Consider the following 25,111-nt stretch of genomic DNA (forward strand, 5'->3'; position numbering starts at 1 on the left):
GCGGGCGGCGACGGTCGGCCGCCGGGGCGGCGCGGTCTCCGGCACACGGCCGACGGCGCCGAGCACGAGCAGGCAGGTGCCAGAGCGGCACTCGCCGCGGCGCCCAGGGCCAGCGCGCACCGCACCACGCGCCGTCGTCCGTGCCGGTCCGAGGCGGGACCACCGAGCAGGAGGCCGGGCACGAGGCCGAGCAGGTACGTGGAGAACATCGCGGTCAGCGAGACGGAGTGCCAGTGGGTCGACATCCGGTACACGCTGGTGAGCGGGGTGAACTGGTTGGCCCCCCACGCGGCGGTGGAGACGGCGCCGGCCGCCGGAATCCAACCGTGTGTGACGCGGGGCGTGGGCATGGCCGGGCCAACCTCTCTGGTCGTGGCGGGTGTTCGTCGTGCGGGTGGAGCGGAGGTCCCGGGGCGGGCGCCCGCATGGCCGTGCGGCCCGGGAGTCGCACGGCTTCGCGGTGACGCGGCTCCGAGGCCGCGGGGGCGTTGCCGCCGGGCCGGTGCGCTGAGCGTGGGGGCGACCGCCCGCCGGGGCGGTCACCGGAGTCGCCCGGCCGGTCGGGCCGCGTCCTGCGGAGCGCCTGAAGGGTGTCGGGCGGGGTCGGCAGCGGTGGCGACGGGTGAGGGGCCGGTCCGCGGGCGCGTGCCGCCTCCTCGCACGGAGTTCCGCGGTCGGGTGCCGCGCGCGAGGGTGCGAGCCGGGGAAAGCCGGGGGCGGGCCGGAGGCGAGCCCCGGGGAGCGGCCCCCGAGGGGCCCGGGCTCAGGGCCGTCCGGCGGCGGCTTCGTTCAGCCGGACCGGCGGCGGGGCTGGGCGAGAGGGCGCGGGAGCATTGCGAGAGCCGTCGCCCGTGGGGCCGGGCGGGGACACCGGCGGGTGTCGATCGGGTCCTCGAACGGGTCCTCGATGGTTCTGGAGAGGACGGCACTCGCCTGGCCCGTGCAGTCCGGCGCCACGGACACGCGACGCGTCACGCCTCCGCCCGTGCGACCCGGCCGCGATCACCGCGTGCGGGCGGTGGTGAGACGATGGCCGGGCTGACGCCTTGACGGCCCGGCCCCTCACACCGGCCGGACTCGGGCGTGCGCATACCACGAGGCCGTCCCCCGGCCTGCTCGAACGCGGCCCGCGGAGGTGCACTTCATGCCGACCCGCCAGACCAGGCTCATCCACGATCCCGACCCGTCGGCGTCCGCCGGGCGTTCGCGGGCCGTCCCGCGGCCGGCGCACGGCGCGGAGGCCGCGTCGTGACGTCGGCGGTCGTCGTCGGCGGCGGGCCCAACGGGCTCACCGCCGCCGCCCTCCTGGCGAAGGCCGGGCTGCGGGTCACCCTGCTGGAGGCCGCGGACGAGACCGGCGGCGGCACCCGCAGCCACGAGGCGATCCTGCCCGGGCTCCTGCACGACCACTGCTCGGCCATCCACCCCCTGGCCGTCACCTCCCCGGCGCTCCGCTCCCTCCGCCTGGAGCGTCACGGGCTGCGCTGGCGGCTGCCGGAGGTCGACTGCGTCCACCCGCTGGACGACGGGACGGCCGGAGTGCTGCTGCGCTCCGTGGAGGAGACCGCCTCCGGGCTCGGCCCCGACGGCCGCCGCTACCGCGCCCTCGTCGGTCCCTCGGTGCGGTGCTGGGACACCGTGGCCGAGGACGTGATGGGCCCGCTGCTGCGCATCCCCTCGCACCCTCTGCCGGTCGCGCGTTTCGGCCTGCCGACCGCCGTTCCGGCCGCCCTCCTCGCCCGCCTCTTCCGCACTCCCCGGGCGCGGGCCCTGTGGGCTGGAGTGGCCGCCCACGCCTTCCGGCCGCTGTCCGAACTGTTCAGCTCGGCGATCGGCCTCGGTATCCTCACCGCCGGCCACGCCGCCGGCTGGGCCGTGGCCGAGGGCGGGTCGCAGGCCATCGCCCGCGGTCTGGAGAGCGCGTTGCGGGAGCACGGCGGCGTGGTTCACACCGGTGAGCGCGTCACCGACGCCGCGCAGCTCCCGCCCGCCGACGTCACCCTCCTTGACCTGGACCCCGGACAGCTCGTCCGGCTCTATGGCGACCGGCTGCCGCGCCGGGTGCGCGCCGCGTACCGGCGCTTCCGCCGCGGACCCGGCGCGTTCAAGATCGACCTCGCCGTCGAGGGCGGCGTGCCCTGGACGGCCGAGGACGCCCGCCGCGCCGGGACCGTCCATCTCGGCGGCCCGCTGGCCGAGGTGGCCCGGGCGGAGAGGGAGGTGGTGGCCGGGCGGATGCCCGAGCGCCCCTTCGTCCTCGTCGGCCAGCAGTACCTGGCCGACCCCTCCCGGTCCGTGGGCGACGTGCACCCCGTCTGGGCGTACGCCCACGTGCCGCACGGATACGACGGGGACGCCACCGAGGCGATCCTGCAGCAGATCGAGCGGTTCGCCCCCGGCGCCCGGGACCGCGTCGTGGGCCTCCGCGTCACGCGTCCGGCCGACTTCGCGGCGGCCAACGCCAACTTCGGCGGCGGCGACATCCTCACCGGGGCCAAGACCGTCCCCCAGCTCCTCCTCGGCGCCCGGCCCGCCCTGGACCCGTACGGCACCGGTGTGCCCGGCGTGTTCCTCTGCTCGGCCGCGACGCCGCCCGGCCCCGGGGCCCACGGCATGTCCGGCGCGGGCGCGGTGGCCTCGGCGCTGCGCTACCTCGCCACCGTCTGAGGTCCGCGGTCACGCCCCGGTGCGCCGCCCGCCCGCCTCGGCGGGCGACGGTTGTGCGCGGTCACCCGTGTGCGGGACCGCCCCCGATGGACAGCACGACGGCGGTCGCGGGGCCCGCGGGCGTCGTGTAGCGGACCGCGTCGCCGGCCCGCCGGCCCAGCAGCGCACGCCCGAGGGGGCTGTCGACCGTCACCTCGGCCGGGTCCAGCGCTTCGGCGACGTCCCCGACCTGGAGGGTCTCCTCCGCCCCGTCCCCGAAGCGCAGCGTGACACTGCTGCCGACCGCGACGACGTCGGCCGGGGGCGGATCCGCCACGGACGCTTGGCGGATCCGCCCCTCCAGCTCAAAGATGCGCCGGTCCAGCCGGACGATGTCGGAGGCCCGCCGCAACTGGTCGGCCTCGTCCGCCCGGTCGCCCGCCGGATCCTCGCCGCGCAGCGTCGCCGCCACCTTCGCCCGCTCGTCCCGCAGGTCGTCGAGTTCCCGCCGGAACGCCCGAAGGGCGTCGGCACTCATGGGCTCGGGGCCACCGGTCATACCTGCTCCCGTGGGGTGCGGTCACTGGGGTTCCCTGGACACTCTCATTACCGCACTGTGCGCAGGGTCCGGCAAATCGCCATACGCCCCGCCCGGCTCGGATGCTGTTGGCCTGGGACGGGGACGGGGACGGGGGCGGGGCGGGGCGGCCGGGCCCGGGCTCAGGCTCAGGCTCCGGAGCGGCGACGCGAGAGGCGGGAGAGCAGGAAGCAGGCGGCCGTGAGCCCGACGGCGCTGACCCCGGCCAGCGTCTGCGGCAGGACGGTGCGCTGTTCGCCGGCCGGGGTGCCGCCGTGGCCGTGGTGGCTGACGGTGGAGTGGGGGAGGCCGTCCGCGATCTGCTGCTCCGTCGGGGCCTTCGGTGCCGACGCGGCCGAGGCGGCGGAGAACGTCACGTCCGAGCAGCTGTAGAAGGCCTCCGGGCTGTCACTGCGCTGCCAGATCTTGTAGAGCAGGTGACGGCCCGTCCGCTCGGGAAGGGTGCCACCGAACTCGTAGTAGCCGCTCGGCGCGCTCCGGGTGACGTCGGCCACGGCCACCGGCGTCGGATCCAGGTCCGACCATTTCAGCGGCTTGGTGGGGTCGTAGCCCTCCTTGGTGATGTAGACGGTCATCGTGCCCAGGTGGGGGGCCGTGACGCGGAACCGGAAGTCGGCGGCCCCGGCGGAGACGGGGGTGGCGGCCCAGTCGGTGCGGGCCCAGTCGAGCGCCTTGTACTTCTCCCGGCCCGCCGAGCAGAGCCTGCCGTCGGGAATCACCTCCTGGTGCCGCCCGTTGACGTTGGCGAGGTTGACCTCGTTCCAGTCGTAGAGGGGCTGCGTGCCGCTCTCCGCGATGAGGTCCTTGCACACCTGGGAGTCCGGGTGCTCGGGCCCCTCCGCGTAGCAGGCCGCCACGCGGCTGACCGGGTCGTACATGGTGCCGTGCGCGGAGGCCTGTTCCGCGGGCAGGAGGAGCAGCAGGGGGGTGGCGGCGGCGACGGCCGCCACCCCCGCCGTGGTGCGTGCGGACATGTGGGGGGTGTCCCTTCTCCAGTGCGGTGCTCAAGTCGGGTGCCACTCCTGAGCTTTGCATTGGCCTAGACCAAGGACAAGGGGCTGGTATGGACCTTCTTGCCGGGGTGTCTGACGGGCGAGGTTCTGCGGTGCTGACGCGTGGTCAGCGGGGGCGGTGAGGCCGTCGGGTCGGTGGGAGCGGGGCCGCCGGCCGCGCCTGCGGCGGTGTCAGTACAGCTCGACGATCGACGGCGGGACGACGATGTGGCGGGCCCGGTGCTCCCCGCCGATGCGGATCAGCGTGGCGGCCCGGGCGTCGTCGCGGCCGGCCGCCCCGGAGACCGCCTCGCGGTGACTCGCGCACGTGGCGCACGTGGGGCTCCACTCGGGGAGCTGGCCGAGATGCTCGGCGGCCATGTGCTCCGCGAGCGCGATCTGGGAGGAGACGATGCTGTCGAACGGATCGTGGTCCACGTGGGCTTGGCCGGTGAGGCGCAGTTCCTCCACCGTCTCGATGGCTCTCTTCATGAAGCGGTAGCGGTCCGCGCACTCCTGGCAGGCCCACATCCAGGCCGGGGGAAGGGGCCATTCGTCCTCGGGCCTGATCTGGTCGGCACTCATGCCGGTCACCGTAGCCGCCAACGGCGACACTCCGGGGCGAACCGGCCGAACTCGTCTGGATTCGCCGTCGCGTTGCCGGCTGCGACCGGCGGTCAGACCAGCTCGAGTCGGACGTCGGCCGCTCCGCGTGCCGTGCCGAGGACCGCCGACTCGGCCTCCAAGACCGCCCTCACGCCGCGGGAGAGCGTAGCGAAGGGATGCACCGTCACGTCCAGCCTGCGGCCCCGTGTCCTGGCCCGCCCGGTTCCGGCCACCTCGGCGCCGTTCCGGTGCCCCCGGCGAGCCGATCGCGCGCCATACCTCCTTCCGGTGGTCGGCGTCGGGCACGAGGAGCGCCCGGTTGCGGGGCCGCGGGAACGGATCGCCCGGGGGCAGCAGGCGGACGGTCTGGGACGGGCGTGCGGAGAGCGGCTCGTCGAGGCGCTCCGCGGGCAGGACGGCGGCGACCGTGGCGACGGCGACTTACGGGGTCGCCCTTCTGCAACGTGTTGTGGGCCGTCGTCGTGTGGATGATCGTCCGCCCGGCTCGACGACGGGGGTGTGACGGCAGGCGGAGGCCGCGCACGGCCCGGGCGCACGGGGCCCCGTCGGCCGCGCGACGAAAGGGCACGGTGACGAGCGCCACGTGCCCCGGCCTGCGACACGGGAGTGATCTCCGCGGGATCGGGCGGGTTTTTCCTACACTCGCGGAATGCGGATACCGAGTGATGCCCCGGAGGAGGAGTGGGAGGGCCTGGCCGAGGTCGTTCCGCTGCGCGGCGGCTATGAGTGGGGTTCCTGGGCCACCGTCCCGCAGTTGCCCGTGGCGGACGCCGGCGACGACGCACGGCTTCCGGCGGAGGACGCCGAAGCCGAGGTGGGCGGGCGGCAGTTCGTCGTCGTCCGGCTCCAGGTCTTCGCGGACGCGCGGGACGTCGCCGAGCACGTGATGGCGGGGGATCCCGTGCTGCTCGACCTCACTGCCGCGGAACAGGACGTGGCACGGCGCGTGCTGGACTTCGCCAGCGGTGTCGTGTTCGGGCTCGGAGGCGGGATGAACCGCATCAACGGCGACGTCTTCCTCGTCACGCCCCTGGGCACGGAGGTCGACGACGGCTGAGCCGGGGGCCGGGGCGGGCGGTCGGGCGTCGTGCGGACGGGGCGCGACCGCGAAGCCGCGCGATGGGTGGATCATGGACGTATGAGCACCGACGACGACCGCGGTCTCGCGGCGCGGCAGCGGCGGTTGGCCGCGTTCGCCGCCGCCCGGGACTGGGGGCAGTACCACAATCCGAAGAACCTGGCCGCGGCGTTGAGCGTCGAGGCGGGGGAGCTCGTGGAGATCTTCCAGTGGCTCACGCCCGAGCAGTCCGCCGCCGTCATGGACCGGCCGGAGCAGGCGGCGCGGGTGCGCGACGAAGTCGCCGACGTGCTGGCGTACTTGCTGCAATTCTGCGAGGTGCTGGGCGTAGACGCGCTGGAAGCCCTGGACGCCAAGATCGAACGGAACGAGGAACGCTTCCCTGCCCCGGGCGCCGACGGGGCAGCCGGCACACCGCTGAACGGGTGATGGAGTTGTCCCCAACCCGCCGGTAATCCACCGCTTTCAGGGGGCGCTGGACCGCCTGACGACCACCCGTCACCGTGAGTGCGTACGAGGCTTCGCCCAGTGAAGCCCAGAGGCTCTACACGGCTCACGGAGAGGGTAGATGGATGCGCTACGGCTCATCGGAATCAGCCGCTCGGCGCTCGCGCGCTGCGGGGACGGTACGCAGATCGTGGCGGAGGCCTGGCAGGCCCAGGCGCTTGCCCAGGCGGTGGGGCGTCTGCTGGCCGACAGCGGCCCGCCCCAGTCGCGGCCGGCCGCCGACGCGTTGGCCCGGGCGGGGGTCCGGCTGCGCTCCCTCCCCGGTGGCGCCGCCGAGGTCCGGGCGGTGCGGCTCACCGGGGTCCGCGAACCCCATCACGCCCTGGAGGAACTGGCCAAATTCCTGGCCGAGTTGTGTACCGTCCTGGTCGAAGTTGCGGCCGGCGCGGAGGAGGAATCCCTCTACTGGCACTGCCTGGAGGCTCTGGACGCGGCGGGGGAGGCCGCCGATCACGCGGTCTGTGTGCGCGGCAGCCTTCCCCGTGTTCCCCCGTAGGCCGGGGCGGCCGCACCGCTGGTGGCTGCCGGGGCCGCGTCGCCGTCCCGGCGGTGTTTGCACTCCAAGGCAGGATGGAGTGCATGGACCTTCGCATCTTCACCGAGCCCCAGCAGGGGGCGAGCTACGACACACTGCTGCGCATGGCCAAGGCCAGCGAGGAACTCGGCTTCGACGCCTTCTTCCGTTCGGACCACTACCTGGCGATGGGGGAGGCCGACGGCCTTCCGGGGCCGACGGACGCCTGGATCACCCTGGCCGGGCTGGCCCGCGAGACGAACCGCATCCGCCTGGGCACCCTGATGACGGCCGGCACGTTCCGGCTGCCGGGGGTTCTGGCGATCCAGGTGGCCCAGGTGGACGCCATGTCCGGCGGTCGTGTCGAGTTCGGGCTCGGGGCCGGCTGGTTCGAGGCCGAGCACACGGCGTACGGCATTCCGTTCCCGAAGGAGAAGTTCGGCAGGCTGGAGGAACAGCTCGCCATCGTCACCGGAATGTGGAAGACCCCGCCCGGCGAGACCTTCGACTTCGACGGGAGGTTCTACCGGCTCAGCGGCTGCCCCGCGCTGCCGAAGCCCGCCCAGGACCGGCTGCCGGTGTTGATCGGCGGGCACGGCGCCACCCGCACCCCGCGCATCGCCGCACGCTACGCCGACGAGTTCAACATCCCCTTCGCCTCCCTCGAGGAGAGCGCCCGCCAGTTCGGGCGGGTCCGCGCGGCGGCTGCCGAGCAGGGGCGCGCTCCCGAGGAGCTCGTGTACTCCAACGCCCTGGTCGCGTGTGTGGGCAAGGACGACGCGGAGGTCTCCCGCCGGGCCGCCGCCATCGGCCGCGAGGTGGCCGAGCTCAAGGAGAACGGGCTCGCCGGCTCCCCCGCCGAGGTGGTGGACAAGATCGGGCGATACGCGGAGACCGGCTCGCAGCGCATCTACCTCCAGATGCTCGACCTCGACGACCTGGAACACCTTGAGCTGATCTCCTCCCAGGTACAGGTGCAGCTCTCTTGACCCCGCCCCCTGCCCCGCTGGCCGAAGCGCTCGCCCGCACGACACTCGTCCTCGACGGCGGTCTGTCCAACCAGCTCGCCGCCCAGGGCTGCGACCTGGGCGACGCGCTGTGGTCGGCGCGGCTGCTGGCGGACGATCCCGGGCAGGTGCGCGCCGCGCACGCGGCCTATGTCGAAGCCGGGGCGCGGGTCCTCATCACGGCCAGCTACCAGGCGTCCTTCGCGGGCTTCGCGCGGCGCGGCCTCGGCCCGTCGGCCGCCGCCGGGCTCTTCGCCCGCAGCGTCGAGGTGGCGCGGGCGGCGGCGGGGGAGCAGGCGGTGTGGGTGGCGGGGTCCGTCGGGCCGTACGGTGCGGTGCTCGCCGACGGCAGCGAGTACCGGGGCCGGTACGGGCTCAGTACCCGGGAGCTGGTCCGCTTCCACCGGCCGCGCATCCAGGCCCTGGCGGCGGCCGGTCCGGACGTGCTGGCCCTGGAGACCGTGCCGGACGTGCGGGAGGCGGAGGCCCTGCTCCTGGCAGCGGAGGGCTGCGGAGTCCCGGTGTGGCTCAGCTACACGGTCCTGGGTGAGCGGACCCGGGGCGGGCAACTCCTGCCCGAGGCGTTCGCCGTGGCGGCCGGGGCCGACCAGGTGATCGCCGTCGGGGCCAACTGCTGCGCGCCCTCCGACGCGGGCTTCGCCGTCGCGGCGGCGGCCGAGGCCACCGGCAAGCCGGTCGTCGTCTACCCGAACAGCGGGGAGCGCTGGAGTGCGCAGGCCCGGGCGTGGCAGGGCGAGGTCGCCTACGACCCGCGGCAGGCGGTGCGCTGGCAGGCGGCGGGGGCCCGGCTGATCGGCGGCTGCTGCCGCGTCGGCCCGGGGCACATCGCCCAACTCGCCCGGCAGCTCGCCCCGTAGCCGCGGCCCGGCCGGCGTGGCGAGGGCGCACCCAGCCCGTCCCGGCGGTCGGGCAGGCCGGGGGCGTGATCCGGCCCCGGCGGCGCGGGGAAGGGAGGAAAGGTCGGCCGTTTCCTGGGCAGGGCGCCCCCGGCTCGGCAAGGATGAGTGCATGGGATTCCACGTCGATTCCGAGGCCGGGCGGCTGCGCCGCGTCATCCTGCACCGCCCCGGGCTCGAGCTCAAAAGGCTCACCCCGACCAACAAGGACGATCTCCTGTTCGACGACGTGCTGTGGGTCCGCCGGGCGCGGCAGGAGCACGACATGTTCGCGGACGTGCTGCGCGAGCGGGGCGTCGAGGTGCACCTGTTCGCCGACCTGCTCACCGAGAGCCTGGACCTCCCGCCCGCGCGGAGGCTGGTCCTGGACCGGGTCTTCGACGAGCGGGAGTTCGGTCCGCTCGCCACCGACCACCTGCGGGCCGCCTACGACGAGTTGTCCTCGGCCGAGCTGGCCCGCGTGCTGATCGGGGGTGAGACGAAGCGGGAGTTCCTGGAGCGGCACGTCGAGCCGATGTCCGTCCGCTTCCACGTCATGGACATGGACGACTTCCTGCTCAGCCCGCTGCCCAACCACCTCTTCGCCCGGGACACCTCGGCCTGGATCTACGACGGGGTGGCCATCAACGCCATGCGCTGGCGGGCCCGGCAGCGCGAGACGGCCCACTTCGAGGCCGTCTACCAGCACCACCCGCTCTTCGCCGGGTCCGACTTCCACTTCTGGTCGCGCGGCGAGAGCACCCACCCGTCCACGATCGAGGGGGGCGACGTCCTCGTGATCGGCAACGGCGCGGTGCTGGTCGGCATGAGCGAGCGCACCACCCCGCAGGCGGTGGAGATGCTGGCCAAGGTGCTCTTCGAGGCCGGTTCCGCGCGCACCATCGTGGCTCTGGACCTGCCGAAGGCCCGCTCGTTCATGCATCTGGACACCGTCATGACGATGATCGACGGGGACACGTTCACCCAGTACGCGGGGCTGGGCATGCTGCCCTCCTACACCATCGAACCGGCGGCGGACGGGGACGAGCTGAAGGTCACCGGGCACCCCCCGGAGCACATGCACCACGCCATCGCGGCGGCCCTGGGGCTGGACGCAATCCGGGTGCTCACCCCCGTGCAGGACGTGCGTTCGGCCGAGCGGGAGCAGTGGGACGACGGTTGTAACGTGCTCGCCGTGGAGCCCGGTGTGGTGATGGCCTACGAGCGCAACGTCACGACCAACACCCATCTGCGCAAGCAGGGCATCGAGGTGGTGGAGATCCCCGGAAGCGAGCTGGGCCGGGGGCGTGGCGGTCCGCGCTGCATGAGCTGCCCCGTGCAGCGCGATCCCGTCGGCTGAAGGCTCGGGGGCGGGCTGCATAGGGATGCAGGGATGCGTATATAATTTCGCCAATCCCTCGTTCGCGACCCAGGAGCCCTCCCATGGCGACAGACCTCGCCGGCCGCCACTTCCTCAAGGAGCTGGACTTCACCCCCGAGGAGTTCCGTGGCCTGATCCGGCTCGCCGCCGAGCTGAAGGCCGCCAAGAAGCTGGGCACCGAGGTGCAGCGGCTGCGCGGGCGGAACATCGCGCTGGTCTTCGAGAAGACCTCCACGCGCACCCGCTGCGCCTTCGAGGTCGCAGCGGCGGACCAGGGTGCCGCGACGACGTTTCTGGACCCCTCAGTCTCGCAGATGGGCCACAAGGAGTCGGTCCGGGACACGGCCCGCGTGCTCGGCCGGATGTTCGACGCCGTCCAGTACCGGGGCAGTGCGCAGGACACCGTCGAGGAGCTGGCCGCGTACGCGGGCGTCCCCGTCTACAACGGGCTCACCGACGACTGGCACCCGACCCAGATGCTCGCCGACGTGCTCACGATGACCGAGCACTGCGCCAAGCCGCTGACCGAGATCGCCTTCGCCTATCTCGGCGACGCCCGCTCGAACATGGGTAACTCCTACCTCGTCACCGCCGCCCTCCTCGGCATGGACGTGCGCATCGCCGCGCCCCGCGCGCTGTGGCCGCGGCAGGAGGTCGTCGACCGGGCCCGTGGGCTGGCGGCCGAGACCGGGGCCCGGGTCCTGCTGGACGAGGAGGTCGCCGACGCGGTGCACGGCGCCGACTTCGTCGCGACCGACGTGTGGGTCTCCATGGGGGAGCCCCGGGAGGTCTGGGACGAGCGCATCGCGCTGCTCACCCCCTACGCGGTCACGATGGAGGTGCTGCGCGCGACCGAGAACCCCGAAGTGCGGTTCCTGCACTGCCTGCCCGCCTTCCACGGCCTGGGCACCGCCCTCGGCCGGGAGATCCACGCGCGGCACGGGCTGGCCTCGCTGGAGGTGACGGACGAGGTGTTCGAGTCCGAGCACTCGCTCGTCTTCGACGAGGCCGAGAACCGGATGCACACCATCAAGGCCGTTCTCGTCGCCACGCTGCCCGAGCGCGCGGGGGTGCCCGGGGTCTGACGGCCGCGCCGTCGGTGGGGCGGGGCACTCGGGGGACCGCAGTGCGTATCGCGGACTCGTGACGGGAGTAAGAAACCGGTGATACTTTCGCTCGCATGAGCCCGTTCACCGGTTCCGCACGCAGCACCGACGACTGGCACCACATCGGCGTAGAACGGGACGACGGCGTCGTCACCGTGACCCTGAACCGCCCCGAGCGGCTCAACGCCCTCACCTTCGAGGCCTACGCCGACCTCCGCGACCTGCTGGCGGAGCTCTCCCGGGAGCGCTCCGCCCGCGCCCTCGTCCTCGGCGGCACCGGGCGGAGCTTCTGCTCCGGCGGCGACGTCGAGGAGATCATCGGGGCCACCCTGAGCTCCGACACCGCGGAGCTCCTCGACTTCAACCGGATGACGGGTCAGGTCGTCCGGGCCATCCGCGAGGCGCCCTTCCCCGTCGTCGCCGCGCTGCACGGCGCCGCCGCCGGGGCGGGTGCCGTCCTCGCGCTGGCCGCCGACTTCCGCGTCGCCGACCCGAGCACCCGCTTCTCCTTCCTCTTCACCCGCGTCGGCCTCTCCGGCGGGGACATGGGCGCCGCCTACCTCCTGCCCCGGGTGGTCGGGCTCGGCCACGCCACCCGCATCCTCATGCTCGGCGACGCCGTCACCGCCGACGAGGCCGAACGCATCGGGCTCGTCAGCCGGTCGGTCAAGGACGGCGAGGCCGACGAGGCGGCCCGCGCCCTCGCCCGCCGGCTGGCCGACGGCCCCGCCCTCGCCCACGCCCAGACCAAGGCCCTGCTGACCGCCGAGCTGGACCTGCCCCTGTCCGCCGCCGTCGAGATGGACGCCGCCACCCAGGCGCTGCTCATGCACAGCGACGACTACGCCGAGTTCCACGCCGCCTTCACCGGGAAGAGGGCCCCCGTATGGCAGGGCAGGTAGCACAGCCCGCGCGCCGCGTCGCCGTCATCGGCGGCGGACCCGGCGGCCTCTACGCCGCCGCGCTGCTCAAACGCCTCGACGCGGCCCGCCACATCACCGTCTACGAACGCAACGCCCCCGAGGACACCTTCGGCTTCGGCGTCGTCCTCTCCGACGAGACGCTCGGCGGCATCGAGCACGCCGACCCCGTCGTCTACGCGGCCCTGCGCGAGCGCTTCGTGCGCTGGGACGCCATCGACATCGTCCACCGCGGCCGCACCCTCACCTCCGGCGGGCACGGCTTCGCGGCGCTCGGCCGCCGCGACCTGCTCGCCGTCCTGCACGAGCGCTGCCGCGCGCTCGGCGTCGAGCTGCGCTTCCGCACCGAGGCCCCGCCCGCGGCGCGGCTCGCGGACGAACACGACCTCGTGGTCGCCGCCGACGGCGTGCACAGCACCACCCGCGAGGCGCACCGCACGGCCTTCGGCACCGACCTCACCCCCCACCGCTGCCGCTACGTATGGCTCGCCGCGGACTTCGCCTTCGACGCCTTCCGCTTCGAGATCAACGAGACGCCGCACGGCGTCATGCAGCTCCACGGCTACCCGTACGCCGCGGACGTGTCCACCGTCATCGTCGAGATGTGCGAGGAGGTGTGGCGTTCGGCCGGGTTCGACGAGCTGGACGAGCGGGACTCGGCCGAGCGCTGCGCCGAACTCTTCGCCGACGCCCTCGGCGGCCGGCCCCTGCGCGGCAACAACTCCCAGTGGACGGTCTTCCGCACCGTCGTCAACGAGCGCTGGCACCACGGGAACACCGTTCTGCTCGGCGACGCCGCCCACACCGCGCATTTCTCCATCGGCTCCGGTACCAAGCTCGCCGTCGAGGACGCCCTGGCGCTCGCCGCGTGCCTGCGCGAACAGCCCGGTGTGCCGCAGGCCCTGGCCGCGTACGAGGCCGAACGCCGGCCCGTCGTGCGATCGGTGCAGCGGGCGGCCCGCGCCAGCCTGGAGTGGTTCGAGGACCTGTCCCGCTACACCGGCCAGCCGCCCCGGCAGTTCGCGTTCAACCTGCTCACCCGCAGCCGCCGGGTCACCCACGACAACCTCCGGCTGCGCGACGCCGGATTCACCGAGAGCGTCGCCCGCGAGGCCGGTGTGCCGCCGGACACCCCGCCGATGTTCACCCCCTTCACGCTCGGCGGCGTCCGGCTGCGCAACCGCGTCGTCGTCTCGCCCATGGACATGTACTCCGCCCAGGACGGCGTCCCCGGCGACTTCCACCTCGTCCACCTGGGCGCCCGCGCCCTGGGCGGGGCCGCGCTGGTCATGACCGAGATGGTGTGCGTCGCTCCCGAGGCCCGGATCACCCCGCGCTGCGCCGGGCTGTGGAACGCGGCCCAGGAGGCCGGATGGCGGCGCGTCGTCGAGTTCGTGCGGGCCCAGTCGCCGACGGCCGCCATCGGCGTGCAGCTCGGCCACGCCGGCCGCAAGGGCTCGACCCGGGTGATGTGGGAGGGCATCGACCAGCCGCTTCCCGAGGGCAACTGGCCCCTCGTGGCCCCCTCGCCGATCCCGTACCTCGACGGCGTCAGCCAGCGGCCGCGCGAGCTGACGCGTGCCGATCTCGCCGGGATCCGCGAGGCGTTCGCCGCCGCGGCGCGCCGCGCGGCCCGTGCGGGCTTCGACGTCCTGGAGCTGCACTGCGCGCACGGCTACCTGCTGTCCGGGTTCCTCTCGCCGCTCACCAACCGCCGCACCGACGCCTACGGCGGTGACCTGACCGGGCGGCTGCGCTTTCCCCTGGAGGTCCTCGACGCCGTCCGGCAGGCGTGGCCGGAGGAGCGGGCGCTGACGGTCCGGATCTCCGCCACCGACTGGGCCGACGGCGGCAGCACCTCCGACGACGCCCTCGGCATCGCCGCCGCCTTCGCCAAACGGGGGGCCGACGCCATCGACGTCTCCACGGGTCAGGTGGTCTCCGACGAGCGTCCCGACTACGGCCGCTCCTACCAGGTGCCCTACGCCGACCGCATCCGCAACACCCTCGGCGTGCCGGTCATCGCCGTCGGCTCGATCTCCTCCTGGGACGACGTCAACTCCCTCGTCCTGGCCGGCCGCGCCGACCTGTGCGCCCTCGCCCGCCCCCACCTGTACGACCCGCACTGGACGCTGCACGCCGCCGCCGAGCAGGGCTACAGCGGCCCCGGCGCGCCCTGGCCCGCGCCCTACCGCGCGGGCAGCCGCAGGCCGCCGACGGGCCGCACCGATGCCCCCCGCCCCCGGCTCGCGCTGTGACCGGTGCGGTGTGCCGCAGGGTGCGGGTTCGCTGTGGCCGTCCGCGCGGTTCGCCGAGCCCCTTCCCGGGCGCGTCAGCTCGTGCCGTACCGCCTGCGCAGCTCCACCTTGCGGACCTTGCCGCTCACCGTCATCGGGAACTCGCTCAGCACCTCCAGCCGGCGCGGCACCTTGTAGTGCGCGAGCCGTTCCCGGCAGAACGCCGCGACCCCCTCCAGCGTCGGCGGGTCCCCCGGGTCCCGGGGGATCACGCAGGCCAGGATCTCCTCGCCGTACCGCTCGTCGGGCACGCCCACGACCTGCACGTCGGCGATCTGGGGGTGCGTGTGGAGGAACTCCTCGATCTCGCGGGGGTAGACGTTCTCCCCGCCCCTGATGATCATGTCCTTGATCCGGCCGACGATCTGGACGTAGCCGTCCTCCCGCATCACCGCGAGGTCCCCGGTGTGCATCCAGCGACCCGCGTCGACCGCCTCCGCCGTCTTCTCCGGCTCCTCCCAGTAGCCGAGCATGACGCTGTACCCGCGCGTGCACAGCTCGCCAGCCGTCCCGCGCGGCAGGGTCACGCCCGTCCCCGGGTCGACGACCTTGACCTCGATGTGGGGCAGCACCCGGCCGACGGTGCCGGTGCGGCGTTCGAGGTCGTCCTCGCGGCGCGTCTGGGTGGAGACGGGCGAGGTCTCCGTCATGCCGTAGGCGATCGAGACCTCCGCCATGTTCATCTCCGTCACCACCCGCTTCATCACCTCCACCGGGCACGGCGAGCCCGCCATGATCCCGGTGCGCAGCGAGGAGAGGTCGTAGGAGGCGAACCCGGGCAGGCCGAGCTCGGCGATGAACATCGTCGGGACGCCGTACAGCGCGGTGCAGCGCTCCTGCTCGACGGCGCGCAGGGTGGCGGCCGGCTCGAACGACGGGGCCGGGATCACCACACAGCCCCCGTGCGAGGTCGCCGCGAGGTTGGCCAGGACCATGCCGAAGCAGTGGTAGAACGGCACCGGGACGCAGACCCGGTCCCGCTCCGTGTATCCGATCATCTCGCCGACGAAGTAGCCGTTGTTGAGGATGTTGTGGTGCGAGAGGGTGGCGCCCTTGGGGAAGCCCGTCGTGCCCGAGGTGTACTGGATGTTGATGGGGTCGTCGCAGGACAGCTCGGCCTCCCGGGCCCGCAGCCGCTCCTCGCTCACCGCTCCCGCCTCGTCGAGCAGCTCGTCCCAGGAGACGTCGTCGAGGTAGTGCACGGACCGCAGCCGCGGGCAGGACGCGCGCACGGCCTCGACCATGGCGCGGTAGTCGCTCGTCTTGTGCGCCTGTGACGCGATCAGGAGCGAGACCCCGGACTGCTTGAGGACGTACTCCAGCTCCCGGGACCGGTAGGCCGGGTTGATGTTCACCAGGATCGCGCCGATCCGGCCCGTGGCGTACTGCGTGAGCACCCACTCCGCCCGGTTGACCGCCCAGATGCCGACCCGGTCGCCCTTGGCGACGCCGAAGCCCATCAGCCCGCGCGCCAGTTCCTCGACGGCGGCGCCGAACTCCGCGTACGTCCAGCGGGAGCCGCCCGGCACGTCGACCAGCGCCTCCCGCTCCGGCCAGGCGGCCACGGCCCGGTCCAGGTTGCGGCCGATGGTGTCGCCGAGCAGGGGCGCCGTGCCGGTGCCGTGTGCGTACGAGAGCGTCATCGCAGCTCCTCCTCCGCGTACTCGGCGTCCGACCCCTCGGCCGTCCGTTCCCGCAGCTCGATCCGGCGGATCTTCCCTGAGACCGTCTTCGGCAGCGCGCCGAACTCCAGCCGTCTGATGCGCTTGTACGGGGCGAGGACGGCGCGCGAGTGCGCGAACAGCAGCCTGGCCGTGTCCGCGTCCGGTTCCCAGCCCTCGGCCAGGACGACGTACGCCTTGGGCACGGCGAGCCGCAGCGGGTCCGGCGCGGGGACGACGGCGGCCTCCGCGACCGCCTCGTGCTCCAGCAGCGCGCTCTCCAGCTCGAAGGGGCTGATCTTGTAGTCGCTGGCCTTGAAGACGTCGTCGCTGCGGCCCACGTACGTGAGGTAGCCGTCCTCGTCGCGGGCCCCGATGTCACCGGTGCGGTAGAAGCCGTCCCTCATCGCCTCGGCGGTGCGCCGTTCGTCCCCGTGGTAGCCGGTCATCAGCCCCACGGGCCGCTCGGCGAGGTCGACGGCGATCTCGCCCTCGGCCGCCCCCGGCTCCCCGGTCACGGGATCGAGCAGCTCGATGCGGTAACCGGGGCTGGGACGTCCCATCGAGCCCGTCTTGAGCGGCTGGCCGGGGCTGTTGGCCACCTGGACGGCCGTCTCCGTCTGGCCGAAGCCGTCCCGGATCGTCACGCCCCACGCGCGGCGTACGGTCTCGATGACCTCGGGGTTGAGCGGCTCACCGGCCGCCACGACCTCGCGCGGCGGCCGCCGCAGGCTGCTCAGGTCCGCCTGGATCAGCATGCGCCACACGGTCGGCGGGGCGCAGAAGCTCGTGATCCCCTCCCGGTCCATCTCGGCCATCAGCCGGCCGGCGTCGAAGCGGCCGTAGTTGTGGATGAAGACGGTGGCCTCCGCGTTCCACGGTGCGAAGAGGTTGGACCAGGCGTGCTTGGCCCAGCCGGGCGAGGAGATGTTGAGGTGCACGTCACCGGGCCGCAGCCCGATCCAGTACATCGTCGCCAGATGGCCGACGGGGTAGGAGACGTGCGTGTGCTCGACGAGCTTGGGCCGCGAGGTCGTGCCGGAGGTGAAGTAGAGCAGCAGCGTCTCGTCGGCCCGGGTGGGCCCGTCCGGAGCGAAGGTCTCCGGGCCGTCGTACGCCTCCCCGTAGGCCAGCCAGCCCTCGCTCTGGCCGCCGACCACGATCCGCGTGTAGTCACCGGGGACGTCGTCGAACTTGACCGTGTCGCCGGGACGGGTGACGACGTGTCGTACCCGGCCGCGCTCGACCCGGTCGCGCAGGTCGGCCGGGCCCAGCAGCGGGGTCGCCGGGACGACGACGGCCCGCAGCTTCATCGCGGCGAGCGCCGTCTCCCACAGCTCGGTCTGGTTGCCGAGCATGACGAGGACGCGGTCTCCGGCCCGTACGCCCCGCGCGCGCAGCCAGTTGGCCGCCTGATTCGAGCGGGCCGCCAGCTCGGCGAACGACAGCCGCGCCCCCGGCCCGTCCTCCTCGACGATCCGCAGCGCCGTCCTGTCGTTGCCCTCCGCGATGACGTCGAACCAGTCCAGGGCCCAGTTGAAGTGCTCCGGTCTGGGCCACGCGAAACCCTTGTAGGCCCGTCCGTAGTCCTCCCGGTGCTCCAGCAGGAAGTCCCGGGCGGCCCGGAACTCCTCCGTGGCGCTGCCTGACGTCATGTGTCCTCCTCGTTGCGGGACCGGCCGCGTCCATCGTGTAATCGGTGACCCAGGTCTCACCACCCCCGTTCGGGGGTACTGTCCCCGGCCGGAGGAGTGCGACGTGAGCGGAGCCGACGACGCGGGCGCGATGCGGGCGGCGCTGCTGCGGCTGCGCCGGGACACGGGCCTGCCCGTCGCGTTCGGCGGCCTGCTGGGCGACGCCCCGCGGCTGCGCATCGAGGAGCTCACCGGCGCGGCGACCGGTGCGCTGCGCGGCCTCGCCATCACGCCCGGCAACGGCCTCGGCGGGAAGACGATGGCGCTCTCCCGGCCCTGCGCGGTGACGGACTATCCGGCGGCCCGGCACATCAGCCACGAGTACGACGCGGCGGTCGCGGCCGAGGGCCTGCGCTCCGTCGTCGCGGTGCCCGTCGTCGTCCGGCGCGGCGTGCGCGGCCTGCTCTACGGCGCGCTGCGCCGCCCGGCCGCGCTGGGCGACCGGGTCGTGGACGCCGTCGTCGCCGCCGCGCGGGACGTCGAGCACGCCCTCGTCGTGCGCGACGAGGCCGAACGGCTGCTGGGCCGCGCCGGGCGGCCGGAACCGCAGGACGACGTGGCCGGCCGTCCCGGGGCCTGGGAGACGGTGCGCGAGATCCACGGCGAACTGCGCGCCCTGGCCCCGCGGATCGACGATCCCGCACTGCGCGACGAACTGCTCGCCGCGTGCGGACGGCTGGCGGCGGCCGGACGTGAACGCCCGGCGGCGGCGGTCTCGCTGACGCCGCGCGAGCTGGACGTCCTCGGCTGCGTCGCCGCGGGCGCGACGAACCCGGCCGCGGCCCGGCGGCTGGGTCTGCGCCCGGAGACGGTGAAGGCGTATCTGCGGTCGGCGGCCCGCAAGCTGGGGGCGCACGGCCGGCTGGAAGCCGTGGTGGCGGCCCGCCGGTCGGGGCTGCTGCCGTGACGTGCCGGACGGTGCCGGGCACGCCGGGCGTCACCGGCCCCCTGCCCCGTCCCCGTCTTCGTCCTCGCCCCCGCCCTCGTCCCCGTCTTCGTCCTCGCCCTCGTCGAACCAGTGGTCGGACTCCTCGCGCAGGTTGGCCACCACCACGGCCACCGGCGGGATCAGCGCGGCCACCACGCTCATGCCGATGGCCAGGGGGACGGAGAACAGCCGCACGAACGCCCACGCGCTGACGAACAGCGCGAGGCACAGCGCCATCAGCGCGAAGTAACGGCGCTCCCGCTTCGGCTGCGAACCGGTCGGGGGGCGCCCGCCCGGGGATGCGCGTCCGGCCATGCCTCCAGGCTACGCCCGGCGCCCGCTCGGGGCACCGGCCGTGCGCGTCGTCACGCCGGGGGTGTCGCACGCCCCGTGAGCTGCTCGGCCACGAACCGGGCGCCCACGTCGCGCAGCCGCTCGTGCAGTTCCGCGAAGACGGCTGCCGAGCGCTCGCCGGGCCAGTCGGCGGGCAGCAGCGTGGGCGGCAGGCCCGGGTCGGCGTAGGGGAGCCGGCGCCAGGAGTCCAGGGCCGCCAGGTAGTCGCGGTACGCCTCCTCGGGCGAGGGCTCGTACGCCCGGGCGGCCCAGTCCACGAGGACGGACTCGTGCTCGTCCAGGAAGGCGCGGTGCAGCTCCGCCAGCGCCTCCAGGTCCCACCAGCGCGCGACGGTCTCCTCGGTGGGGCTGAAGCCCGCGTGCGTGCCCAGGAAGAGGTCGACGTAGCCGTCGAGGCCGAGACGTTCGACCGTGTGCCGGGTCTCCGCCAGCAGGTGGGCCGGAGCTATCCACACGCCGGGCGCCGCGTTGCCGAAGCCGAGCCGGGCGAGCCGGGAGCGCAGCAGGTGGCGCTTGGTGCGCTCGCTCTCCGGCACCGAGAAGACGGCCAGCAGCCAGCGCCCGTCCGGCTCCGGACGCCGGTAGATGCGCCGGTCCCCGTCCTCCAGCAGCTCCCGGGCGGCGGCCGACGGCGCGTAGCCGGCCGCCTTGCTGCGCGCGTCGGCGACGGTGAGCAGCCCGCGCCGCTTCAGCCGGGAGACGGCGGACCGCACGGCCGGGGCGTCGACGCCGAAGGGCGCCAGCAGGCGGATGAGCGCGGCGACGGGGACGCGGGCGTCCGCGGTCAGGTCGCGCCCGTAGGCGCCGTAGAACGTGAGGATCAGGGAACCGGGGGTGCGCTGCTCTGCCACGCCGTCACTCTAGAGGGCCAGCCGGTGGCCGTGGTTACCGACCGGTTTCCCCGCCCCCGCCCCCGCCCTCGCCCCCGGCCCCGGCCCCGGCGTCCGCGCCGTCCCCCGCGCCCGCCTCCCGCAGCCGGAAGCGCTGGAGCTTGCCCGTCGGCGTCCGCGGGAGTGCGGCGGTGAACACGAACGTCCGGGGGCACTTGTAGGGGGCCAGCTCGGCTCGGGCGAAGGCGCCCAGCTCCTCGGCCGTCTCCGGGGTGCGGGGGACCCCGTCCCGCAGGACGACGTGGGCGACCGCGATCTGGCCGCGCCGGGCGTCGGGCCGCCCCACGACGGCCGCCTCGGCGACGTCCGGGTGCCGCAGCAGCGCGTCCTCCACCTCCGGGCCCGCGATGTTGTAACCGGAGGAGACGATCATGTCGTCGGCGCGGGCGACGAAGCGGAAGTAGCCGTCCGGCTCCCGGACGTAGGTGTCACCCGTGAGGTTCCAGCCGCCCTGGACGTAGCCGCGCTGCCGGTCGTCGGCGAGGTAGCGGCAGCCCACCGGCCCGCGCACCGCCAGCAGGCCCGGCTCGCCGTCGGGCAGGGGCAGGCCGTCCGGCTGCTGGATGCGGGCCTCGAACCCGGGCACGGGCACGCCGGTCAGCCCGGGGCGGGCGTCGTCGTCGGCCGCGGAGATGAAGATGTGCAGCAGCTCGGTGGCGCCGATCCCGTTGATGAGCCGCAGCCCGGTGGCCCGCTCCCAGGCGCGCCACGTGGCCTCGGGGAGGTTCTCCCCGGCGGACACGCAGCGGCGCAGCGACGAGACGTCGTGTCCGTCGAGCCGCTCCAGCATCGCCCGGTAGCCGGTCGGGGCGGTGAACAGCACCGTGACGCGGTGCCGTGCGACCGCCTCCAGCATCTGCTCGGGGCCGCTCCACTGCGCCAGCAGCGCCGACGCGCCCGCCCGCAGCGGGAAGACGAGCAGCCCGCCCAGGCCGAAGGTGAAGCCGAGGGGCGGCGAGCCGGCGAAGACGTCCTCGGGCTCCGGCCGCAGGACGTGCGCGGAGAAGGTGTCGGCGACGGCCAGCACGTCGCGGTGGAAGTGCACGCAGCCCTTGGGGCGCCCCGTCGTGCCGGAGGTGAAGGCGATGAGCGCGACGTCGTCGGCCGCGGTGTCCACGGCACCGTAGGGGCCGTCGTGGCGCGCGGCCAGCCGCCCCAGCTCGTCGTCGTCACCGCCGAACGCCGTCACCCGCAGGCCGGGGACGTCGGCCTTGACCAGCTCGTCCAGCGCGCTCACGTCGCACAGCGCGTGCCGCACCCGCGCGAGCTCGCACACCGTGCGCAGCTCGCCGCGCCGCTGCGCGGCCAGCACGGTGACGGCGACGGCCCCCGCCTTCGTCACCGCCAGCCAGCAGGCAGCCATCCGGGGGGAGTTGGAGCCGCGCAGCAGCACGCGGTTGCCCGGCGCCACGCCGAGCTCGGCGGTGAGCACGTGCGCGATGCGGTCCACCTCCGCGCGCAGCTGCCTGTACGTCCAGCGCGGGCCGTCGGCGTCGTGCAGGGCTGCGCGGTCGGCGCCGAACCGTGCGATGCCCGCGTCCAGCAACTCGAACCCGCAGTTCAGCCGTTCGGGGTAGTGCGCGGTGGGGCCGCCCTCCAGCAGCAGCCGGGGCCACTGCTCCGGGGGCGGCAGATGGTCGCGGGCGAAGGTGTCGACGTGGGCGGACCGGCTCAGCTCCATGGCGGGTTCTCCCCTTGGGCGGCAACCGAAGAAGTTGGTGTTCCGGGCGTGCCGAGGTGTCGTTGAGCGTAGCGTGATGGTGACGACAGTCAACAGATCGCCATATCGGAGGCCGGCCGAATGCCGCAGTTCGCCCTGAACCCCGAACAGACCGCCTGGTGTGCCGAGTTGCGTGCCCTCGCCGCCGAGAAGCTGCGCCCCCTCGCCGAGAGCGGCGCCCCCGGTGCCGTCAACCGGCCCCTGCTCGCCGCCCTCGGTGAACTCGGGCTGCTGAAACACCTGTTCCCGGCCCAGGCCCTCGACCTGTGCCTCCTGCGCGAGTCCCTCGCCCACGGCTGCACCGAGGCGGAGACGGCCCTCGCCCTCCAGGGGCTCGGCGCCTGCCCCGTCGCGCTCGCCGGGACCGCCGCCCAGCGCGACCGCTGGCTCCCCAGGGTCACCGCCGGGCGGGCCGTCGCCGCCTTCGCCCTCTCCGAGCCCGGCGCCGGCTCCGACGCCGCCGCCCTCGCCCTCTCCGCCCGTCCCGACGGCGACGGCTGGCGGCTCACCGGCACCAAGACCTGGATCTCCAACGCCCCCGGCGCCGACTTCGCCACCGTCTTCGCCCGCACGGGCGAGGAGCCCGGAGCCCGCGGCGTCACCGCCTTCCTCGTGCCCGCCGACCGGCCCGGCCTCACGGTCACGCCCCTCGACATGCTCGCCCCGCACCCCATCGGCACCCTCGACTTCGACGGCGTCCCCGTCAGCCGCAAGGACCTGCTCGGCGACGTCGGAGGCGGCTTCGCGCTCGCCATGCGCACCCTCAACCTCTTCCGCCCCAGCGTCGGCGCCTTCGCCGTCGGCATGGCCCAGGCCGCCCTCGACGCCGCCCTCGACCACGCCGACGCCCGCCACGCCTTCGGCGGCCCCCTGCGCGCCCTCCAGTCCGTCAGCCACCAGCTCGCGGAGATGGCCACCCGCATCGAGGCCGCCCGGCTCCTCGTCTACAGCGCCGCCGCGGCCTACGACCGCGCGGAGCCCGACGTCGCCACCCGGTCCGCCATGGCCAAGCTCCTCGCCACCGAGACCGCCCAGTACGTCGTCGACGCCGCCGTCCAGATCCACGGTGCCGTCGCACTGCAACGCGGCCACCTGCTCGAACACCTCTACCGTGAGGTGCGCGCGCCCCGCATCTACGAGGGCGCCACCGAGGTCCAGCGCACGATCATCGCGAAGGAGCTGTACCGATGACCCTCGACCGCCTGAACCCCGACGCCCTCGCCCGCCCTTCCGGCTTCAGCCACGCCGTCGTCGCCACCGGCTCCCGCCTCGTCCTCCTCGCCGGCCAGACGGCCCTGGACGCCGACGGCCGCATCGTCCCCGGCGACCTCCCCGCCCAGTTCGAGCAGGCCCTCACCAACCTCCTCACCGCCCTCCACGCGGCCGGCGGCACCCCGGCCGAGCTCGCCCGCGTCACCGTCTACACCACGGACGTCCCCGCCTACCGCACCCACGCCGCCGAACTCGGCCGCCTCTGGCGCGAGCACGCGGGCCGCGACTACCCGGCCATGGCCCTCATCGGCGTCACCCGCCTGTGGGACGAGGAGGCCCTCGTCGAACTCGACGGCACCGCGATGCTGGAGTGAACCGTTCCGGGAACGGCGGGGACTCGGTCACCGAAGAGGGCTGAGCCATGGCCGTCGTGCCCGGTACCCGCTTGAGCCGTGCCTCGTGCGGCGCGCAGGGTCGCCGAGGTGCGGGCCCGGCTACGAGATCGAGCGGGCCGCTGTGAAGGATCCCCGCCGAAGCCGGAACGGTTCCGTCAGTGGTGCCCCCTACGGTGTGATCAGTGGGACCCGCCGGAAAGGCTGCGGGTCCGCCCTGGGGAGGGGACCTCCATGTCTGCTGCTGCCACCGTGTCGACCACCTACCTGGAGCTGTCGCAGGACGGCGGCGGCGCGCACAAGTTCTACGAAGTGACCGTCGACGGGATGACCGTGACGGTCCGCTACGGACGGATCGGAGCCGTGGGACAGACGCAGAGGACAACGTTCCCCACGGCGGAGAAGGCACGGGCCGCCGCCGCGAAGAAGGTCGGGGAGAAGGTCCGCAAGGGATACGCTCCGGCCGTCCCCGGACAGCGCGCTCCGCGTGCGGTGACCCGCCGTGAGGTCACCTCGGCCCCCTCCACCGCCCGCGCCGTCGCCCCCGTCCTGTGGCGGTTCCGGACCGGCTCCTCCGCCTTCGGCATCCACGTCGACGACGACCACTGCTGGGTCGGCAACCAGTCCGGCGACGTCTACACCCTGGACCACGACGGCGCCGTGCGCGCCCGCTTCAACCTGCCGGACGGCGTCAAGTGCCTCGTCGCCGACGACTTCTGGATCTACGCCGGCTGTGACGACGGCAAGGTCTACGACCTTTCCTCGAAGCTGCCCTTCGCCGCGTACGACATCGCGGCGGACGTCGACATCTTCTGGCTCGACATCCACGAGGGCGTTCTCAACGTCTCCGACCGTGACGGCCGGCTCACCGTCATCGACCACGAGGACGAGCACCAGTGGGCCCGCCGCAGCCAGGGCGAACACGCCTGGATGGTCCGCGCCGACGACCGCGCCGTGTACCACGGCCACTACCGCGGCGTCACCGCCTACGCACCCGACGGCGGCGGCGAACTCTGGCACACCCCCACCCGCGGCGGCGTGCTGTTCGGTTGGCAGGAGTCCGACGCCGTGTACGCCGGAACCGCCCACCGCGTGGTCCAGCGACTGTCGAAGACCACCGGCACGATCGAGGCCACCTACGCATGCGACAGCGCCGTGTACGCGTGCGCCACCTCGCCCGGCGGCCGGTTCGTCTTCGCCGGCGACGCAGCATCCTCCGTCTACTGCTTCGACCGGGACGGCACGCGCCTGTGGAAGCTCGGCACGGGCGGCGGCTCCGCCCTGTCCATGCAGTACCGCGACGACCGCCTCTACCTCGTCACCACCGACGGCTCCCTCGTCTGCATCGACGCGAGCGAGGCCGCCGTCACCGCCGCCCAGCAGGGCTCGGTCCCCGTCGCCCGCGACGTCAAGCTCGCGGCCGCCCTTCCCACCTACGCCCCCGCCACCGCCGTCGGCGCGGTGACCACCGTCACCCGGGCACCCGCCGGTGCGATCGTCGTCGAATGCGTCCAGCACCACGGCCGCCTCCGCGTCCACGTCGTCTCCGGAGGCTACGACCCGTCCTGGAACGTCCAGTTCCCCCGCGCCATACGCGAACCGGGAGCCCGCTACGTCGTGGACGCCCTGCACGCCGCCTCCGGCGGCTTCTATCGAGTGCGTGGTGAGATCCGCCGCCTTCTCTGAGCCTG

22 protein-coding genes are annotated in these 25,111 nt (G+C 74.0%); 14 read left to right on the forward strand and 8 right to left on the reverse strand.

Features of this window, described 5'->3' with window-relative positions:
• The first annotated feature begins 1,248 nt into the window (after positions 1-1,248).
• On the forward strand, positions 1,249-2,667 hold the full coding sequence (locus O7609_RS21215; protein WP_269735420.1) for a phytoene desaturase family protein: 1,419 nt from the start codon (positions 1,249-1,251) through the stop codon (positions 2,665-2,667).
• A gap of 61 nt (positions 2,668-2,728) precedes the next feature.
• Here O7609_RS21215 and O7609_RS21220 read toward each other — a convergent pair whose 3' ends face one another.
• From O7609_RS21220 to O7609_RS21230, 3 genes are all read right to left on the reverse strand, one after another.
• A complete protein-coding gene (locus tag O7609_RS21220; RefSeq protein WP_269735419.1) occupies positions 2,729-3,205 on the reverse strand; it encodes a GreA/GreB family elongation factor in 477 nt (158 codons plus the stop codon).
• A 167-nt stretch (positions 3,206-3,372) separates the two neighbouring features.
• A complete protein-coding gene (locus O7609_RS21225; protein ID WP_269735418.1) occupies positions 3,373-4,218 on the reverse strand; it encodes a lytic polysaccharide monooxygenase auxiliary activity family 9 protein in 846 nt (281 codons plus the stop codon).
• A 210-nt stretch (positions 4,219-4,428) separates the two neighbouring features.
• On the reverse strand, positions 4,429-4,821 hold the full coding sequence (locus tag O7609_RS21230; RefSeq protein ID WP_269735417.1) for a hypothetical protein: 393 nt from the start codon (positions 4,819-4,821) through the stop codon (positions 4,429-4,431).
• 691 nt (positions 4,822-5,512) lie between these two features.
• Between O7609_RS21230 and O7609_RS21235 the strand changes: the two genes are divergently transcribed.
• The 9 genes from O7609_RS21235 to O7609_RS21275 all read left to right on the forward strand — a co-directional run bounded on the left by O7609_RS21235 (position 5,513) and on the right by O7609_RS21275 (position 14,530).
• Complete coding sequence (locus O7609_RS21235; protein ID WP_269735416.1) at positions 5,513-5,920, forward strand: cell division protein SepF; 408 nt, start codon at positions 5,513-5,515, stop codon at positions 5,918-5,920.
• Positions 5,921-6,001: 81 nt separating this feature from the next.
• Positions 6,002-6,370, forward strand: a complete 369-nt coding sequence (locus O7609_RS21240) for a nucleotide pyrophosphohydrolase (protein WP_269735415.1) — start codon at positions 6,002-6,004, stop codon at positions 6,368-6,370.
• 139 nt (positions 6,371-6,509) lie between these two features.
• On the forward strand, positions 6,510-6,944 hold the full coding sequence (locus O7609_RS21245) for a DUF6099 family protein (RefSeq protein WP_269735414.1): 435 nt from the start codon (positions 6,510-6,512) through the stop codon (positions 6,942-6,944).
• A gap of 83 nt (positions 6,945-7,027) precedes the next feature.
• Positions 7,028-7,951: an LLM class F420-dependent oxidoreductase gene (locus tag O7609_RS21250; protein ID WP_269735413.1), complete on the forward strand. Its 924-nt coding sequence runs from the start codon at positions 7,028-7,030 to the stop codon at positions 7,949-7,951.
• The gene (gene mmuM / locus O7609_RS21255) at positions 7,948-8,847 is read left to right on the forward strand and encodes a homocysteine S-methyltransferase (RefSeq protein ID WP_269735412.1); all 900 of its coding nucleotides are present in this window, start codon (positions 7,948-7,950) and stop codon (positions 8,845-8,847) included. Before O7609_RS21250 ends, mmuM begins: the two co-directional genes overlap by 4 nt.
• A gap of 151 nt (positions 8,848-8,998) precedes the next feature.
• On the forward strand, positions 8,999-10,225 hold the full coding sequence (locus tag O7609_RS21260; RefSeq protein ID WP_269735411.1) for an arginine deiminase: 1,227 nt from the start codon (positions 8,999-9,001) through the stop codon (positions 10,223-10,225).
• Positions 10,226-10,308: 83 nt separating this feature from the next.
• On the forward strand, positions 10,309-11,331 hold the full coding sequence (argF, locus tag O7609_RS21265; protein ID WP_269735410.1) for an ornithine carbamoyltransferase: 1,023 nt from the start codon (positions 10,309-10,311) through the stop codon (positions 11,329-11,331).
• A 95-nt stretch (positions 11,332-11,426) separates the two neighbouring features.
• A complete protein-coding gene (locus O7609_RS21270; RefSeq protein WP_269735409.1) occupies positions 11,427-12,254 on the forward strand; it encodes an enoyl-CoA hydratase family protein in 828 nt (275 codons plus the stop codon).
• Positions 12,239-14,530 (forward strand): bifunctional salicylyl-CoA 5-hydroxylase/oxidoreductase, encoded by a 2,292-nt coding sequence (locus O7609_RS21275; RefSeq protein WP_269735408.1) that lies wholly within the window; start codon positions 12,239-12,241, stop codon positions 14,528-14,530. Before O7609_RS21270 ends, O7609_RS21275 begins: the two co-directional genes overlap by 16 nt.
• A gap of 74 nt (positions 14,531-14,604) precedes the next feature.
• On the opposite strand, the gene O7609_RS21280 is transcribed toward O7609_RS21275, so the two are convergent.
• Positions 14,605-16,212, reverse strand: coding sequence for an AMP-binding protein (locus O7609_RS21280; protein WP_269735407.1), 1,608 nt, complete (start codon positions 16,210-16,212; stop codon positions 14,605-14,607).
• Positions 16,209-17,885: an AMP-binding protein gene (locus O7609_RS21285; RefSeq protein ID WP_269735406.1), complete on the reverse strand. Its 1,677-nt coding sequence runs from the start codon at positions 17,883-17,885 to the stop codon at positions 16,209-16,211. Before O7609_RS21285 ends, O7609_RS21280 begins: the two co-directional genes overlap by 4 nt.
• Before the next feature lie 130 nt (positions 17,886-18,015).
• Here O7609_RS21285 and O7609_RS21290 point away from each other — a divergent pair, with 130 nt between their 5' ends.
• Positions 18,016-18,831 carry a helix-turn-helix domain-containing protein gene (locus O7609_RS21290; RefSeq protein ID WP_269737170.1) on the forward strand — a complete coding sequence of 272 codons (816 nt, stop codon included), beginning with the start codon at positions 18,016-18,018 and terminating at the stop codon, positions 18,829-18,831.
• 30 nt (positions 18,832-18,861) lie between these two features.
• On the opposite strand, the gene O7609_RS21295 is transcribed toward O7609_RS21290, so the two are convergent.
• From O7609_RS21295 to O7609_RS21305, 3 genes are read right to left on the reverse strand one after another with little or no spacing between them, the layout of a single operon-like run.
• Entirely contained in the window at positions 18,862-19,167 is a 306-nt protein-coding gene (locus O7609_RS21295; RefSeq protein ID WP_269735405.1) for a DUF3099 domain-containing protein, read from the reverse strand.
• A 50-nt stretch (positions 19,168-19,217) separates the two neighbouring features.
• A complete protein-coding gene (locus O7609_RS21300; protein ID WP_269735404.1) occupies positions 19,218-20,057 on the reverse strand; it encodes a PaaX family transcriptional regulator in 840 nt (279 codons plus the stop codon).
• A gap of 34 nt (positions 20,058-20,091) precedes the next feature.
• A complete protein-coding gene (locus O7609_RS21305; RefSeq protein WP_269744051.1) occupies positions 20,092-21,777 on the reverse strand; it encodes an AMP-binding protein in 1,686 nt (561 codons plus the stop codon).
• A gap of 120 nt (positions 21,778-21,897) precedes the next feature.
• Between O7609_RS21305 and O7609_RS21310 the strand changes: the two genes are divergently transcribed.
• The 3 genes from O7609_RS21310 to O7609_RS21320 all read left to right on the forward strand — a co-directional run bounded on the left by O7609_RS21310 (position 21,898) and on the right by O7609_RS21320 (position 25,106).
• Positions 21,898-23,007, forward strand: coding sequence for an acyl-CoA dehydrogenase family protein (locus O7609_RS21310; protein ID WP_269735402.1), 1,110 nt, complete (start codon positions 21,898-21,900; stop codon positions 23,005-23,007).
• Positions 23,004-23,402, forward strand: coding sequence for a RidA family protein (locus O7609_RS21315; RefSeq protein WP_269735401.1), 399 nt, complete (start codon positions 23,004-23,006; stop codon positions 23,400-23,402). The genes O7609_RS21310 and O7609_RS21315 overlap by 4 nt, the downstream gene beginning before the upstream one ends.
• 252 nt (positions 23,403-23,654) lie before the next feature.
• Positions 23,655-25,106 carry a WGR domain-containing protein gene (locus tag O7609_RS21320; protein ID WP_269735400.1) on the forward strand — a complete coding sequence of 484 codons (1,452 nt, stop codon included), beginning with the start codon at positions 23,655-23,657 and terminating at the stop codon, positions 25,104-25,106.
• Positions 25,107-25,111 lie beyond the last annotated feature (5 nt).

Source organism: Streptomyces sp. WMMC1477 (assembly GCF_027460245.1).
GTDB lineage: Bacteria > Actinomycetota > Actinomycetes > Streptomycetales > Streptomycetaceae > Streptomyces.

Bases quoted from the DNA above. Each gene is read 5' to 3' on its own strand.
- O7609_RS21220 (WP_269735419.1), bottom strand. From the start codon at position 3,205: ATGACCGGTGGCCCCGAGCCCATGAGTGCCGACGCCCTTCGGGCGTTC.
- O7609_RS21225 (WP_269735418.1), bottom strand. From the start codon at position 4,218: ATGTCCGCACGCACCACGGCGGGGGTGGCGGCCGTCGCCGCCGCCACC.
- O7609_RS21230 (WP_269735417.1), bottom strand. From the start codon at position 4,821: ATGAGTGCCGACCAGATCAGGCCCGAGGACGAATGGCCCCTTCCCCCG.
- O7609_RS21235 (WP_269735416.1), top strand. From the start codon at position 5,513: ATGCGGATACCGAGTGATGCCCCGGAGGAGGAGTGGGAGGGCCTGGCC.
- O7609_RS21240 (WP_269735415.1), top strand. From the start codon at position 6,002: ATGAGCACCGACGACGACCGCGGTCTCGCGGCGCGGCAGCGGCGGTTG.
- O7609_RS21245 (WP_269735414.1), top strand. From the start codon at position 6,510: ATGGATGCGCTACGGCTCATCGGAATCAGCCGCTCGGCGCTCGCGCGC.
- O7609_RS21250 (WP_269735413.1), top strand. From the start codon at position 7,028: ATGGACCTTCGCATCTTCACCGAGCCCCAGCAGGGGGCGAGCTACGAC.
- O7609_RS21260 (WP_269735411.1), top strand. From the start codon at position 8,999: ATGGGATTCCACGTCGATTCCGAGGCCGGGCGGCTGCGCCGCGTCATC.
- argF (WP_269735410.1), top strand. From the start codon at position 10,309: ATGGCGACAGACCTCGCCGGCCGCCACTTCCTCAAGGAGCTGGACTTC.
- O7609_RS21270 (WP_269735409.1), top strand. From the start codon at position 11,427: ATGAGCCCGTTCACCGGTTCCGCACGCAGCACCGACGACTGGCACCAC.
- O7609_RS21275 (WP_269735408.1), top strand. From the start codon at position 12,239: ATGGCAGGGCAGGTAGCACAGCCCGCGCGCCGCGTCGCCGTCATCGGC.
- O7609_RS21280 (WP_269735407.1), bottom strand. From the start codon at position 16,212: ATGACGCTCTCGTACGCACACGGCACCGGCACGGCGCCCCTGCTCGGC.
- O7609_RS21285 (WP_269735406.1), bottom strand. From the start codon at position 17,885: ATGACGTCAGGCAGCGCCACGGAGGAGTTCCGGGCCGCCCGGGACTTC.
- O7609_RS21290 (WP_269737170.1), top strand. From the start codon at position 18,016: ATGCGGGCGGCGCTGCTGCGGCTGCGCCGGGACACGGGCCTGCCCGTC.
- O7609_RS21295 (WP_269735405.1), bottom strand. From the start codon at position 19,167: ATGGCCGGACGCGCATCCCCGGGCGGGCGCCCCCCGACCGGTTCGCAG.
- O7609_RS21305 (WP_269744051.1), bottom strand. From the start codon at position 21,777: ATGGAGCTGAGCCGGTCCGCCCACGTCGACACCTTCGCCCGCGACCAT.
- O7609_RS21310 (WP_269735402.1), top strand. From the start codon at position 21,898: ATGCCGCAGTTCGCCCTGAACCCCGAACAGACCGCCTGGTGTGCCGAG.
- O7609_RS21315 (WP_269735401.1), top strand. From the start codon at position 23,004: ATGACCCTCGACCGCCTGAACCCCGACGCCCTCGCCCGCCCTTCCGGC.
- O7609_RS21320 (WP_269735400.1), top strand. From the start codon at position 23,655: ATGTCTGCTGCTGCCACCGTGTCGACCACCTACCTGGAGCTGTCGCAG.